Raw genomic sequence first — 13,938 nt, forward strand, 5'->3', positions numbered from 1 at the left:
GATGATGTCGGGAGAGGTTCTAGCAAATACCCTCTATAAAAAACTAAGGACAAACGATATCCTTGGGGTATTGTTTTTTTGTTGTTAATCTAATTTTAAGTATCTAAAGGTATAGATGAAAGTGAGGAAACAAACATGTCAGGAAGAAGAGATGAAGAATTAACTGATGTTACGTTATTAGGAAACCAAGGTACAAAGTATCTTTTTGAATATTCGCCAGATATTCTTGAAACATTTGATAATAAACACCAAAACCGAGACTACTTTGTAAAGTTTAACTGTCCTGAGTTTACAAGCCTTTGCCCGAAAACAGGACAACCTGATTTTGCGACAATCTACATTAGCTATATACCAGAAGTGAAAATGGTTGAGAGTAAGTCATTAAAGCTCTATTTATTTAGTTTCCGTAATCATGGTGATTTCCATGAGGACTGCATGAACATTATCATGAATGACTTAATTGAACTAATGGACCCTCGATATATTGAAGTTTGGGGGAAATTTACACCGCGTGGTGGAATCTCAATCGACCCTTATACGAACTATGGGAAGCCAGGCACTAAATATGAGCAAATGGCAGAATACCGTATGATGAATCACGATTTATATCCAGAGACAATTGATAACCGATAAAATGGAACGAAAAATGCTTGGATAAGGAAACTCTTGTCCAAGCATTTTATTATGCACTTTTTTTATTGTTCATTGGTATCTAGGAACCTATGCTTCAATTATTTTGTAGTTTTTATGATTGACGACCGTTCTTCTTTCTAAATCCATGTCTCTATAATTATCCATATAAGTTAAATCAACGATTACAGAATTTTCATTGACCTTTTCAACAATACCTTGAAGTCCATCCTTGAACTCAATAATGTTACCGATCGCTGCAACTTTCATCGTCAGCCCCTCCTTAGTTTTAAGAAAATTCAATTATTCTTATTTTGCCTTATTATTTCCAAAACGTAAAGACTTTTTGGTAGAATAATTTATAAAAATAGATGAATTATGAATATCTTAATATAGTTATTTTATTGAAAATGAAGGGGAGTTTCGTTTTGAAGAATACAGGTTTGGTGCTAGAAGGCGGAGGGATGCGAGGGGTATACACAGCGGGTATATTAGAATATTTTCTAGAACAAGACCTATTCTTTCCTTATATCATTGGTGTATCGGCCGGCGCATGCAATGCAGCCTCCTACATATCAAGGCAAAAAGGTCGTAATCGTAAGGTCAATATTGACTATGTAAATCACCCTGAATATATCTCTTATAAGAAGTTTTTAAAGGAAAGACAATTATTTGGCATGGACTTCATATTTAATGAATTACCAACTAAGTTAGTTCCGTTTGATTTTGAAACGTTCAATCAAGCAGCTGAACATTTTGTAGTTGGAACAACTGATTGTGTAACAGGTGAACCTGTCTACTTAACCAGAGAAGACTATCGAGAAGATATATTAATGGCAATCAGGGCTTCCAGCTCGTTACCCTTTGTTGCACCTGTGGTTGAATTTAGGAATAGAAAGCTTTTAGATGGTGGGTTATCTGACCCTATCCCCATCAAAAAGGCTCAGGCTGAAAACAATACAAAAAATGTCATTGTATTAACACAGGAAAAGGGATATCGAAAGAGTAAGCCGAAAATGGAGTGGTTGCTTAAAAGAAGCTTACGAGATTATCCGCAAATCGGTCATGTAATGAGTAGCCGTTACAGAATTTATAACGAAACCCTAGACTATATCGAAGAACAAGAAGAAAAAGGAAATGTATTCGTATTTAGGCCAGAATCCATCCATGCAGTTGGTCGAGTAGAACGTAACCCAATTAAACTTGCAGCACTCTATGAAGAAGGGTACAACCAAGCTGAACAACAAATTGAGGAGTTACAAAATTGGTTAAATACATAAAATAAGGCCTGACTCCACCGCTTTAAAGCGGTGGGGGTCAGGCCCCTGTTGACACAATTTATTATCTACCGCAGCCGCAGCCACAGCCACCAGTTGGACCATAGCCCATACCAGGATTTTGTGTCATACCGGGACCAAAGCCCATGCCAGGATTTTGTGTCATGCCGGGTCCGAAGCCCATGCCAGGATTTTGTGGCATGCTAGGTCCGAAGCCCATGCTAGGATTTTGTGTCATGCCAGGGTTGAAGCCCATGCCAGGGTTTTGTGTCATGCCAGGGTTGAAGCCCATACCTGGGTTTTGTGTCATACCAGGGTTGAAGCCCATACCTGGTGTTGGAGTCATGCCCTGATCAAATCCCATAGGAGGCTGTTGTTGCCCCATCATTGGAGATGGGCCAAAGTCCATATCGTCATCATAGTCAAAGTCTTGAGTTGGCATTCCTGGTGTCATACCACCATATACAGGCCCAGTAGGTGCTGTAGGTCCTGTAGGTCCTGTTGGTCCATATGGTAGTGTCATCGGAGCTTGAAACTGTGCATTTGGAACATCCGGTGTGAATCCTTGTTGTGGAAAATTTGTAGGGCCAAATTGATTCATTGGTAAAGGCTGATTAGCCATATATGGATTATTCATTGGAGTATTTCTTTTAAACAAGTGAATCGTCCTCTCTCAGTTAATAAGTAATGTAATATGCCTAACTGACATATCCACCATATTCTATGGACCATAGTTGTTTTTTGTGTTAAATCCCTAGATAAATGGGTTTTCGCCTTGTTACGTACTTATATAATTACTATAATAAAAAAGTCCTTATTGTTGGAATCTATTTCTAGAGGTGATACGCATGAATGAAGAATTAGTCAATGAAATTTTAGATAAGTTACGTGATGGGGAGCTTAGTGAATACCATGTAACGAATGAACAGTTTTTAGCTTTCCGTGAATTTATTGTAAAAAGAGAGGATTTTAAACATTTTAGAGGTATTGCCCAGCGCGGTGGATCTGTTCTTTATAAATATTTAGCTGAACCGAGGAGTTGAGTATGATAGTGGATTTATGTGCCCTCAAAATAGTTTTTTTGGCCGAAAGCAGGTCACATAAACGGATTTATGTGCCCTCAAAATAGGGTTTCGACCGAAAGCAGGTCACATAAACAAATTTATGTGCCCTCAAAATAGGGTTTCGACCGAAAGCAGGTCACATAAACAAATTTATGTGCCCTCAAAATAGGTGTTCGACCTAAAGCAGGTCACATAAACAAATTTACGTGCCCTCAAAATGATTTTTTGGCCGAAAGCAGGTCATATAAATGAATTTATGTGCCGTCAAAAAAGGATTTCGGCCGAAAGCAGGTCACATAAACCATCTCCATCGGCAAAATCCACTAAGTTTGTAGTACTAGTTTAATTTACCAAAGTTGAATCAAACATGATGAAATCAAGGATTATTCCTTGATTTTTTTGTTACCATATTTTAGTTAATGCTAGACTCGTAATATCTTGTTAGCCTATTAAGGAGCCAAGCAAACTACTAGGAGGTAACAAACTATGAAAAAACTTAAAAAACTAGTAATCGCTTCAACTCTTGGATTATCATTATTTGCTTTTTCTGCAGATAACACACCAACTGAAGCTGCAACAACAACTACAACTCATACAGTTAAAAGTGGAGATACACTATGGAAACTCGGCGTAGCTTATGGTGTATCAGTGAACCAATTAAAAGCCGTAAATAAGCGCACAAGCAATGTCATTTATCCTGGTCAAAAACTAGTAATCCCTCAAACTATTACAGCTTATGAAAAAGATTTATTAGCTAGATTAGTTCATGCTGAAGCAAAAGGTGAATCATACGCAGGTAAAGTAGCGGTTGCTACTGTTGTATTTAACCGTGTTGCACATCCTGAATTCCCAAACACAATTCATGGTGTAATTACTGAGCGCACACCTAGTGGCAGCTTTGCATTTACTCCATATGCAACAGGTTCGATTAAACAACCAGCTGATGCAGAAGCAAAACGTGCTGTTGAAGAAGCAATTGCATTTCGTGGACAAGGTGCAGGCTCAATTTATTTCTACAACCCTGCAAAAATTACTAATAAATGGATCTTATCAAGACAAACAACAATTGTTATCGGAAATCACGTATTTGCAAAATAATGAAGTGTTAAAGCATTCATCTCTATTTTAAGAGTGGATGCTTTTTTATTTTTCCTACCGAAAAAAATTCATTCCCTGTAACTGTTATAATAAAAAAACGTCTATTTAGTAAATAAGAGGAAATGGGGAAAAATAATGAAGTGGCTTGTACATGTATTATTCACTCTTCTTTATTTAGTGGTCACTTTCTTTGGAATAGGACCAGTTTTACTTGCAGATGGAGTCATGAAAGAAAGAGTGATAGTTAGTATTGTTGTCGCTGGCTGTTATCTTGTACTTATATTCTTACATCGTATTATAATTAAAAGAATGAAAAAATAGCGTTGTCTTGGTGACAACGCTTGTTTTAAAGGAGTGGATTAAATGAAATTTGAAAATCAAGTTGTCGTCATTACAGGAGCGGGAAATGGAATTGGAAGAGGAATTGCTCTTGAATATGCAAACCAAGGTGCGAAAGTTGTTGTAGCGGATATAGATGAGACAGGTGGGCACCAAGTCATTTCTGAAATAAAAAAGATGAATCGAGATGCTACCTACATAAAAACAGATGTTTCAAAACCAGATGAGATTGTTGAACTAATGACACAAACGATAAATACATATGGAACAATCGATATTTTAATCAATAATACTGGAATTTCACGATGGAAGTCATTGTTTGAGCTTGATGTCGAGGAATGGGATACGATACTTAACACAAACCTTCGAAGTGTTTTCTTATGTTCAAGAGAAGCTGCAAAATATATGAAAAACAATGCTAGTGGTGGTTCAATTGTAAATATGGCATCTACACGTGCTTTCATGTCTGAAAAGAATTCCGAAGCCTATGCAGCGTCTAAGGGTGGAATTATTGCGTTAACACATGCACTAGCCATTTCCCTAGGTGAATACAACATTACGGTTAACTCCATTAGCCCAGGTTGGATTGAGGTTGTGGATTATAACTCATTACGAGATGAAGATCATAAACAACATCCATCGGGAAAAGTGGGGCAACCAGATGATATTGCGAGAGCCTGCCTGTTTTTAACCAATCCAGAAAATAATTTTATAACTGGTGAAAATATGATTATTGACGGTGGTATGACAAGGAAAATGATTTATGAGGAGTAATTCTACAATTCTTCACTAATGTACTCGTCGTTTGGGCATATACTATAGAAGTACATTTATATGGAGGAGAAACATGCAGAAAATTCTTCTATTCGGCGATCCGGGGATTGATGATTCATTAGCTATTATATACGGGTTACTGCATCCAAACATTGATATTGTAGGCATAGTTACTAGCTATGGAAACGTGAGTCAAGAGCAAACTGAGCAAAATGCGGCATACTTACTTTCGTTAGCGGGTAGAGAAGATATTCCATTAATTTCAGGTGCCAAATATCCTTTAAGTGGAGAGAGTGTTACTTTTTATCCAGAAATACACGGTCCAGAAGGGTTAGGGCCAATTCGTCCACCAGATAATATCGTTCCTAATATAGTCAACTTTGATGAAGTGTTTACGATTATTGAAAGGTATGAAAATGAACTCATCATAGTTGATGTTGGTCGGTCATCTTCTTTAGCCATTGCCTTTATTCTCGGTGGGGACATTATGAATAAGGTTAAGGCATTTTATCTAATGGGTGGAGCGTTTTTGGTACCTGGAAATGTGACAGCCAAGGCTGAAGCTAATTTTCATGGTGATCCGATTGCAACAAATTTAGTTGTAGAGCGGGGGAGAAATGTTACGATTATTCCATTAAACGTCACTAACGAAGCGATTGCTACTCCTGAAGTTATAAATTATATAAGTAGAATGAGTGATAATCCATTCGCTCCGTTAATTGAGCCAATCTTTGACTATTATTTTGAAGCGTACAAGAAAAATGTCCCTGGCATTCAAGGAGCACCACTCCATGATGTGGTGACATTAAGTGCCATAGTTAATCCTACAATGCTTGAATATACATCTAGAAGAGTCACAATCGAGCTTTTTGGTAAGACGAAGGGTGAGTCAATTGCAGATTTTCGACCAACACCTGATCTAGAGCCATTTCCAACACTTGACCGAATTGGAATGCAACTAAACTACCAACTATTTATGCAGGATTTCGTAAATATTATGACGAGGAGTAACGTCTAAAGGGCTACATAAAAGTAGTCCTTATTATTATGGAAATTTTCTTCGGAAGTGGAGTTAAACGATGGTTAATGGTATAATCAGTTGGGCATAATATAAGTATTTTGAAAAAATCATGCTAGCAATTTAAAATTGCAGGCTTTTTTTAATAGAAATGGAGGATACTCTTTTATGATAACTGTTTCAAACGTAAGCTTACGTTATGGTGATCGCAAATTATTTGAAGATGTAAATATTAAGTTTACACCAGGTAACTGTTATGGCTTAATTGGTGCGAATGGTGCAGGAAAGTCAACTTTCTTAAAAATTCTTTCTGGTGAGATCGAAGCTCAAACAGGTGATGTTCATATGACTCCAGGTGAGCGTCTTGCTGTGTTAAAGCAAAATCACTTTGAATATGAAGAGCATGAAGTTATGAAGGTTGTAATTATGGGCCATGCTCGTCTTTATCAAGTAATGCAAGAAAAAGATGCAATCTATATGAAAGCAGATTTTACAGATGAAGATGGAATGAAAGCTGCAGAGCTTGAGGGTGAATTTGCAGAGCTGAATGGTTGGGAAGCTGAATCAGAAGCGGCAATTCTACTAAAAGGTCTAGGTATCTCTGAAGATCTTCATACGAAAAAGATGGCTGATCTAACAGGTGGAGAAAAGGTTAAGGTATTACTTGCTCAAGCGTTGTTCGGAAAGCCCGATATTCTATTACTAGATGAGCCTACCAACCACTTAGACATCCAAGCTATTCAATGGTTGGAAGAGTTCTTAATTAACTTTGAAAACACAGTTATTGTTGTATCCCATGACCGTCACTTCTTAAATAAAGTATGTACGCATATGGCAGACCTTGATTTTGGTAAAATCAAAATTTATGTGGGTAACTATGACTTCTGGTATGAATCTAGTCAACTTGCTCAAAGGTTAGGTTCTGATGCAAACAAGAAGAAGGAAGAAAAAATTAAAGAATTACAGGCATTTATTGCGAGATTTAGTGCAAATGCTTCTAAATCAAAACAAGCAACTTCTCGTAAAAAATTACTTGATAAGATCACACTAGATGATATCCAACCATCTTCTCGTCGTTATCCATTCGTTGGGTTTACACCAGAGCGTGAGATTGGGAATGACTTACTACGTGTTGAAGGTTTATCAAAAACAATTGACGGTGTAAAAGTATTAGATAATGTTAACTTTATTATGAATAAAGGGGACAAAATTGCCTTTGTTGGTAAAGATGAAATTGCTACAACCACTTTATTTAAAATTTTAATGGGTGAAATGGACGCAGATAGTGGTTCATTTAAATGGGGAATCACTACTTCACAAGCGTACTTCCCTAGAGATAACTCAAAGTATTTTGAGGGCTCAGATCTTAACCTTGTAGACTGGTTACGTCAGTTCTCTCCAAACGATCAAAGTGAGAGCTTCCTTCGTGGGTTCCTAGGAAGAATGCTATTTTCAGGTGAAGATGTGTTGAAGAAAGCTAGCGTATTATCAGGGGGAGAAAAAGTTCGTTGTATGCTTTCGAAGATGATGCTAAGTGGATCAAACGTGTTAATATTAGATGATCCTACGAACCACCTTGATTTAGAATCAATTACAGCGTTAAACAATGGTTTAATTGCATTTAAAGGTTCAATGCTATTTACATCACATGACCATCAGTTTATCGAAACGATTGCAAACCGCATTATCGAGGTTACGCCAAATGGATTGGTTGATAAGCAAATGACGTATGATGAGTATCTTGAAAATGAAGAGCTTCAAAAACAAGTAAAAGCAATGTACGCTTAAGATAAAAAACTGGTGCCCAGGTAACTGGCACCAGTTTTTTAATTCTCTGTAATCGTCCATTTAAGAGTATATGTAAAATTTAGTTTAACATGGAAAATAGGCATCAAATCCTGAAACTTCTCCTTTTTTATAGCGTCTGTAATGTAGGGTGATTACAAATGATGGTATTTAAGAAAAATGTGATGATTGTGACTATATTTAGTTGTTTAATTGTCTTTTTAATCTTTTTTGGAGTTAGCCTAATTGAGGCAAAAGAAAGACAAACAGAAGAAATCAGTGGAGAGCTTTTGAAATAATCAAGAAAAGCTCATACCAGGCAAGCTGATATGAGCTTTTTTCATTGAGTTAAAACTGTTGTTGGTTTTGAAGCTGTTGTTCAGCCATTTTAATCATACGCTTTGTCATTTCGCCACCAACAGAACCATTTGCACGTGCGGTCGTATCTGCACCTAGCTGAACTCCAAACTCATTAGCGATTTCTTCTTTCATTTGATCAAGTGCATTTGAAGCACCTGGAACTAAAAGTTTGTTTCGTGCCATGATACATCACTCCCGTACGAAGTTTTTTGAGTAATCAAAGATGATTACTCTTTTTTAAGATAACCGTAAATCGATATGAAATGCATAGCATGCAATTACAGTTTAAACCAATTAGATATCCTCAAGTTGTGAAGCTACCTCAATCTTTTCCATTTCTGACTTCATCCATTGTTTATTTAAATCCTCGCCAATAAAAACAAGTGTCATAGGATATTTCATGAGCTCTTTCATATATAGAGGCATGCCGTACGAATACTGAAACAAGAATGTATTATCTGAATGTGTGAAGCGCAAATATCCTTTAATACGATAAATGGTATCAGGCATGGCGCGAAGCCAGTTTTCAAATACGTCTATATTAAGTGGAGTTTGAAATTGATGGACAAAGGTTTTAACTTTTAGGTCTTGATGAACGTGAGTCTTTTCATGAGTAGTAGGCATCTGTTTTTGTCCATTAATCATTAAGTCTTCACGCTTTACTGCAGAATACCTGGTTAATAGGCATTTTGCTTTTGAATTCACCGATTGGATATCAAATACGAGACTAGCCTGCTCTGATTCAGAAAGTTGATCCACTTTATTTACCAATACTACATCTGCATGATGAACTTGCTCTTGAAGTAGCTTTTGCAAGCGAATACTCATTGTTTTTCTGTCTTTCCAACGGTTTGCATCAACTATAGTTACGATAGATTGAACCTCTAACTTATCAGCAAATAATGGTGAAAGACATGCATCTAACACTTCGATTGGATGTGCAACTCCAGTTGTTTCAATATAAATTGAGTCAAGTTCATGGTCAATTAAAAGTCCTTGTAGATGGACTTCTAGCTGGCCTTGAATTGTGCAACATACACAGCCATTTAAAAGCTCTTTTAATGGAATGTCTTCAGAAACTGCATTAGAATCAATGGAGGTTTCACCGAGCTCGTTCATTACAACTGCTACTTTTCGTCCTTGTTCCTTTTCTTCTGTTAGAAGGTTTTTTAGTAATGTTGTTTTACCACTACCTAAAAAACCAGCTAATATGTATACTTCAACCTTTTTCATTGCTGCAATCTCCTAGAAAAAATATTTGTTTCTATCGTATCTCAATAAAGAGGGTATCGTCAATTTGATTGGTGTTTTACCTTAAACTATGACCGTTCCTTTACGCTACAGGAACTTGCTTTCCTCTGCTTCCCGCAGGAGTCAAGTGCCTTTTGCTCTAAGCCACTCTTCAATTATCCATGTAGTAAATAAAGAAGGACCCTAGCAATAAGGTCCTCAAATATTCTTACACTACATAATCTTCCTTAACCATTCCATAGTAGGTAAGGTCTATGTATTCATCACCTTTTTTGACATGTTGTTTGAATGTTCCTTCGTGTTTCATACCTAACTTCTCCATTACTTTCCATGAGCCTGGATTCGAAGTGAAGGATGCAGCATAGATTCGGTTTAAACCGAGTTCATGAAATCCGTAGTGAACCATTTTTTTAGCTGCTTCTGTTGCATAGCCTTTACCCCAATGTGGTTTACCGATCCAGTAGTTTATTTCTCCACGATTAAAGGCCATATGTAAATTAAATCCGATAACGCCAATGAGTTGGTTGTCTTCTTTATTAATGGTCGCGAAAGTGGCTGTTCGCTTGGCTTCATTATGTTCTTTCACAGAACTTATCCAACCAATTGCTCCACCTTTAGGGTAAGGGTGTGGGATTGAAAGTGTGGTTTTTGCTATATCATAATCCCCCGCAAGTTCTTCAACTATTTCAGCATCCTCAGCTCCTAATTCTCTTATCAATAAACGGTTTGTTTCTAACATATTTCTTCCTCCCCTTTTAACATATTATAGATACTTTATAAAAAATTGGAAGAGTATTTTACATAGCTCGTTTTGTTCTGTAACGAAGCTTCCGTATTGTTTTTGATGGATGGGGAATGCTTATAAATAAATCCTGCATGTGTAATTAAGACAGGAGGATATTATGTATGGTAAAAAAGAATTTTGCGGTATTTGGTCTCGGAAGATTCGGTGGAAGTCTTGTTAAGGAATTATATGAGATTGATGTAGAGGTGCTCGCAGTTGACAAGAGCTTAGATAAAGTCAATGAGTTCTCCAGATATGCAACCCATGCCATTCAGGCAAATGCCATTGATGAGAATATGTTAAAACAACTAGGAATCCGTAACTTTGACCTAGTTTTTGTTTCATTTGGAGATGACATTGAAGCGAGTATTCTAACGTCTTTATTACTTAAGGAATTAGGAGTAGCTAAGGTTTGGGCAAAGGCACAAAATGATTATCACCATAAAGTGTTAGAAAAGATTGGTGTAGACCGAGTCATTCATCCCGAACGTGACATGGCAAAACGAATTGCACATTATATTATCTCTGAAAAACTAATCGATTATATTGAGTTATCAGAAGAATACAGTATTGTAGAAGTGGTCTGTAGTGACAAACTTCATAATAAAACACTTACTGATTTGAATTTGAGGACGAAGTATCACTGTAACCTTGTTGGAATACAACGCGGAAAAGAAATTTCTGTTTCACCTGATGCAAATGAAGGCTTAATTAAAGGAGATATCCTTATCGTTGCTGGACATAATGCAGACTTACATCGTTTTGAAGAAGAGGGAGTATAAAGAGTAGCGGCAAATTGGAAATTACAATTTTGCTGCTTTTTTTTACAAAAATCCGCCATGAGTTATTAGAAAATTGAAACTTTTTACTGTGTGATTCGTATAAATTCTTTAAAGGTCTGTGAGGTGAGAATGGGATGTTATATACAGGCGTTCTCGTACTATATGCAGTAGCAATTGGATTTATTGGGTTTGGGTTATTTTTAATCCTTATCAGAAGTGACAAAGAGAAGACTATAAAAACGTTAGGTGCCGGTGTAACAATGTTTATTTTAGCTATGATCATCATTGAGTTCAGGCCAGCAGCTAAAGGAGATATATTAATAACAGCTGATAAAATTGAGCTAACTGATTCAAATGGAAAGTCATCTTGTAATGTAACAGATGAATATTTAGGGGTGACATATAAGTATCAAGAAGAGAATGAAGAAGAGGTTAGAAGTTTTTGTTCGCAATTTCAATTAGGACAAAATTATACAATTACGTATCGTTATGATGAGGGACAGTATTCTATTTTAAAAGTAAAATAAAGAACCTTTTAGATTAGTACTCTTTGTGAAAATGAAACTATAATCTATACATTTTAGCAAAAAAAAGATATAATTTAAGTTAATCTTAAAGGAGGTGGATAGGAATTGGACGATGACGAATCTGAGGGTACGAGTAACAATGTAACAACACTATGGATAAAAATAAAAACCAGAGTGTACATTAATTCAATCTATTATAGACGGCAATGATATTCTCTATTAATCCACTAATCAAACGATTATAAAATTGATTAAAAAACATGGAGGATGAATTGTTTTGTTTACTGAATTAATGGTTTTATTTATTCTCATAGTGCTGAATGCCTTTTTTGCAGCATCAGAGATTGCTTTAATTTCTTTAAATGATAATAAAATAAAGGCGATGGCTGAAACTGGTAATAAAAGAGCTAAATTGTTACACAACCTTTTGAACGAACCAAGTCGCTTCTTAGCCACGATTCAAATTGGGATTACACTTGCCGGCTTTTTAGCGAGTGCTTTCGCTGCAGGAAGCTTTGCTGGACAATTAGCTAACTATCTATTTAATCTTGGAGTTCCTTTATCAGAAAAGGTGCTTGAAACGATTTCTATTGTACTGATCACTATATTCCTTTCATTCTTTACGTTAGTGGTAGGTGAATTAGTACCAAAACGTTTAGCTATGCAAAAAGCAGAAGCCATTTCCATGTTTGCAGCAGTTCCATTAACAATACTCTCAAAAATATCGGCTCCTTTTGTTGCACTATTAACTGTTTCAACTAATGGAATACTGCGTATTTTTGGTATTGACCCTCATAAGGATGATGACAACGTCACTGAGGAAGAAATCAGAATGATGGTCGACGTCGGTGAGGAAAATGGATCGATTCAATCTAGTGAGAAAGTAATGATCAATAATATATTAGAGTTCGATAACAAGCTAGTTTCGGAGATTATGACTCACCGTACAAATGTGGTTGGTATATCCCTTGAAACAGAGTTTAAAGAAGTTGTCAAACTAATTAACACTGAACAATATACACGATACCCAGTCTATTCAGATGGAATGGATAACATTGTAGGGATTCTTCATGTTAAAGACATTCTTCAATTTATGGAAAGTGGAGATGGTCAGACATTTAGTCTCAAGGAAATGATGAGAACTCCATATTTTGTTCTTGGATCTAGAAAAACAGATGATTTATTTTTAGATTTACAGAAGGGCAAAGTTCATATGGCAGTTGTTATTGATGAATATGGTGGGACTGATGGGATTGTCACGATAGAAGACCTAATTGAAGAAATCGTAGGAAATATCTTCGATGAGTACGATGAGCAAGAGGAAGAGAACGAAATTAATAAGCTTGATGATAATACGTTCTTAATGGATGGTACTGTTAGCTTATATGATGTTAGAGACACGCTTAAGATTGAATTGCCTGTATCTGATTATGATACGTTGAGCGGATTTGTCATTGGTCAGCTTGGAAATATTCCAGTTGTGGAAGATAAATCATTTATTGAATACAACGGAATTATATTCAATGTAGAGCAAGTAGATGAAAAGCGTATTACAAAAATTAAAGTTGAGATGAACCACATGGTGGAAGCATCTTGAAAAAAGTAAGAGTGTTAGGGATGATTCCTAGCACTCTTTTTGCTTAAAAAGATCATGACAAACTTTGTGAAAATAGCTATAAGTGGATAGATCACGAAAGAGTAAATGTGTTTCCATGTAATTGTTTGGTAAGCCCCTGTCCATTGAAAAAAAGGTTCGGCTACATAGGAGACAAATGCAGCCAAAAGTATGGCAACTACAATAAATCGCTTGGTATGTGTAACCCATTGGTAGATGAACATATACGGTATGATGACTAAGGCAATATCGTATGGATAAAACTGTGGAAATAAATAAGGTGATAAACGAATTGGATAAGTCCACAACATCATTTTTGTTCCAATTGAGTCTAAAATGGTTGCAATTGTTCCCAGAAATAGTCCATACGTTATTACTTCAAAGATCTTTGTTTTATCTAGTAAAATCCACCAGATAATGGGGGTGATGATGGTTAATAAAAGCAACATCCACCAAGTAGGCGTTAGAAAGTTGTATTCATACCAATACTCTCGTAATAGTTTATAATAAGTAGATTCTGCTTCAAGAACCTTCTGAAATTCAATGGTTGTCGTATGTAAGACGAGTAGAAAAGTTGAACTCATTGTGGTCACACTCCTACCTATAGCATGATTCATAAGTAGGATATTCATTC

Annotated in this window: 18 protein-coding genes and 1 riboswitch; of the genes, 12 read left to right on the top strand and 6 right to left on the bottom strand. The window is 36.3% G+C overall.

Features of this window, described 5'->3' with window-relative positions:
- Positions 1-7 precede the first annotated feature (7 nt).
- Positions 8-53: riboswitch (PreQ1 riboswitch) on the top strand.
- Positions 54-135: 82 nt separating this feature from the next.
- Positions 136-633: a preQ(1) synthase gene (gene queF / locus J2Z26_RS03495; RefSeq protein WP_193471976.1), complete on the top strand. Its 498-nt coding sequence runs from the start codon at positions 136-138 to the stop codon at positions 631-633.
- Positions 634-720: 87 nt separating this feature from the next.
- Here queF and J2Z26_RS03500 read toward each other — a convergent pair whose 3' ends face one another.
- Positions 721-900 carry a YkvS family protein gene (locus J2Z26_RS03500; protein WP_193538337.1) on the bottom strand — a complete coding sequence of 60 codons (180 nt, stop codon included), beginning with the start codon at positions 898-900 and terminating at the stop codon, positions 721-723.
- A 140-nt stretch (positions 901-1,040) separates the two neighbouring features.
- Between J2Z26_RS03500 and J2Z26_RS03505 the strand changes: the two genes are divergently transcribed.
- Complete coding sequence (locus tag J2Z26_RS03505; RefSeq protein ID WP_193538547.1) at positions 1,041-1,910, top strand: patatin-like phospholipase family protein; 870 nt, start codon at positions 1,041-1,043, stop codon at positions 1,908-1,910.
- Between the two features lie 61 nt (positions 1,911-1,971).
- Here J2Z26_RS03505 and J2Z26_RS03510 read toward each other — a convergent pair whose 3' ends face one another.
- A complete protein-coding gene (locus J2Z26_RS03510; protein ID WP_209794294.1) occupies positions 1,972-2,565 on the bottom strand; it encodes a hypothetical protein in 594 nt (197 codons plus the stop codon).
- Between the two features lie 190 nt (positions 2,566-2,755).
- Here J2Z26_RS03510 and J2Z26_RS03515 point away from each other — a divergent pair, with 190 nt between their 5' ends.
- The 7 genes from J2Z26_RS03515 to J2Z26_RS03545 all read left to right on the top strand — a co-directional run bounded on the left by J2Z26_RS03515 (position 2,756) and on the right by J2Z26_RS03545 (position 8,284).
- Positions 2,756-2,950, top strand: coding sequence for a hypothetical protein (locus tag J2Z26_RS03515; RefSeq protein ID WP_193538344.1), 195 nt, complete (start codon positions 2,756-2,758; stop codon positions 2,948-2,950).
- Between the two features lie 507 nt (positions 2,951-3,457).
- Positions 3,458-4,069: a cell wall hydrolase gene (locus tag J2Z26_RS03520; RefSeq protein WP_193538355.1), complete on the top strand. Its 612-nt coding sequence runs from the start codon at positions 3,458-3,460 to the stop codon at positions 4,067-4,069.
- Between the two features lie 135 nt (positions 4,070-4,204).
- A complete protein-coding gene (locus J2Z26_RS03525; protein ID WP_193538359.1) occupies positions 4,205-4,390 on the top strand; it encodes a DUF6954 family protein in 186 nt (61 codons plus the stop codon).
- A 42-nt stretch (positions 4,391-4,432) separates the two neighbouring features.
- Positions 4,433-5,182 (top strand): glucose 1-dehydrogenase, encoded by a 750-nt coding sequence (locus J2Z26_RS03530; RefSeq protein WP_193538362.1) that lies wholly within the window; start codon positions 4,433-4,435, stop codon positions 5,180-5,182.
- A gap of 73 nt (positions 5,183-5,255) precedes the next feature.
- Positions 5,256-6,200 carry a nucleoside hydrolase gene (locus J2Z26_RS03535; RefSeq protein WP_193538364.1) on the top strand — a complete coding sequence of 315 codons (945 nt, stop codon included), beginning with the start codon at positions 5,256-5,258 and terminating at the stop codon, positions 6,198-6,200.
- Between the two features lie 168 nt (positions 6,201-6,368).
- Positions 6,369-7,988, top strand: a complete 1,620-nt coding sequence (locus J2Z26_RS03540; protein ID WP_193538376.1) for an ABC-F family ATP-binding cassette domain-containing protein — start codon at positions 6,369-6,371, stop codon at positions 7,986-7,988.
- Positions 7,989-8,146: 158 nt separating this feature from the next.
- Positions 8,147-8,284 carry a hypothetical protein gene (locus J2Z26_RS03545; RefSeq protein WP_193538378.1) on the top strand — a complete coding sequence of 46 codons (138 nt, stop codon included), beginning with the start codon at positions 8,147-8,149 and terminating at the stop codon, positions 8,282-8,284.
- Positions 8,285-8,333: 49 nt separating this feature from the next.
- Here the strand turns inward: J2Z26_RS03545 and J2Z26_RS03550 are convergent, their stop codons facing one another.
- The 3 genes from J2Z26_RS03550 to J2Z26_RS03560 form a co-directional block, all read right to left on the bottom strand.
- A complete protein-coding gene (locus J2Z26_RS03550; protein ID WP_193538380.1) occupies positions 8,334-8,528 on the bottom strand; it encodes an alpha/beta-type small acid-soluble spore protein in 195 nt (64 codons plus the stop codon).
- A 111-nt stretch (positions 8,529-8,639) separates the two neighbouring features.
- Complete coding sequence (locus tag J2Z26_RS03555; RefSeq protein ID WP_193538382.1) at positions 8,640-9,578, bottom strand: CobW family GTP-binding protein; 939 nt, start codon at positions 9,576-9,578, stop codon at positions 8,640-8,642.
- A 226-nt stretch (positions 9,579-9,804) separates the two neighbouring features.
- Positions 9,805-10,335, bottom strand: a complete 531-nt coding sequence (locus J2Z26_RS03560) for a GNAT family N-acetyltransferase (RefSeq protein WP_193538384.1) — start codon at positions 10,333-10,335, stop codon at positions 9,805-9,807.
- A gap of 167 nt (positions 10,336-10,502) precedes the next feature.
- On the opposite strand from J2Z26_RS03560, the gene J2Z26_RS03565 reads away from it, so the two are divergent.
- The 3 genes from J2Z26_RS03565 to J2Z26_RS03575 all read left to right on the top strand — a co-directional run bounded on the left by J2Z26_RS03565 (position 10,503) and on the right by J2Z26_RS03575 (position 13,286).
- The gene (locus tag J2Z26_RS03565; RefSeq protein ID WP_193538386.1) at positions 10,503-11,162 is read left to right on the top strand and encodes a potassium channel family protein; all 660 of its coding nucleotides are present in this window, start codon (positions 10,503-10,505) and stop codon (positions 11,160-11,162) included.
- Positions 11,163-11,296: 134 nt separating this feature from the next.
- Positions 11,297-11,689: a hypothetical protein gene (locus J2Z26_RS03570; RefSeq protein WP_193538388.1), complete on the top strand. Its 393-nt coding sequence runs from the start codon at positions 11,297-11,299 to the stop codon at positions 11,687-11,689.
- Between the two features lie 277 nt (positions 11,690-11,966).
- Entirely contained in the window at positions 11,967-13,286 is a 1,320-nt protein-coding gene (locus J2Z26_RS03575; protein WP_193538390.1) for a hemolysin family protein, read from the top strand.
- A 14-nt stretch (positions 13,287-13,300) separates the two neighbouring features.
- On the opposite strand, the gene J2Z26_RS03580 is transcribed toward J2Z26_RS03575, so the two are convergent.
- Positions 13,301-13,888: a CBO0543 family protein gene (locus J2Z26_RS03580; RefSeq protein WP_193538392.1), complete on the bottom strand. Its 588-nt coding sequence runs from the start codon at positions 13,886-13,888 to the stop codon at positions 13,301-13,303.
- Between the last annotated feature and the right edge of the window lie 50 nt (positions 13,889-13,938).

The organism is Cytobacillus luteolus (assembly GCF_017873715.1).
GTDB lineage: Bacteria > Bacillota > Bacilli > Bacillales > Bacillaceae_L > Bacillus_BV > Bacillus_BV luteola.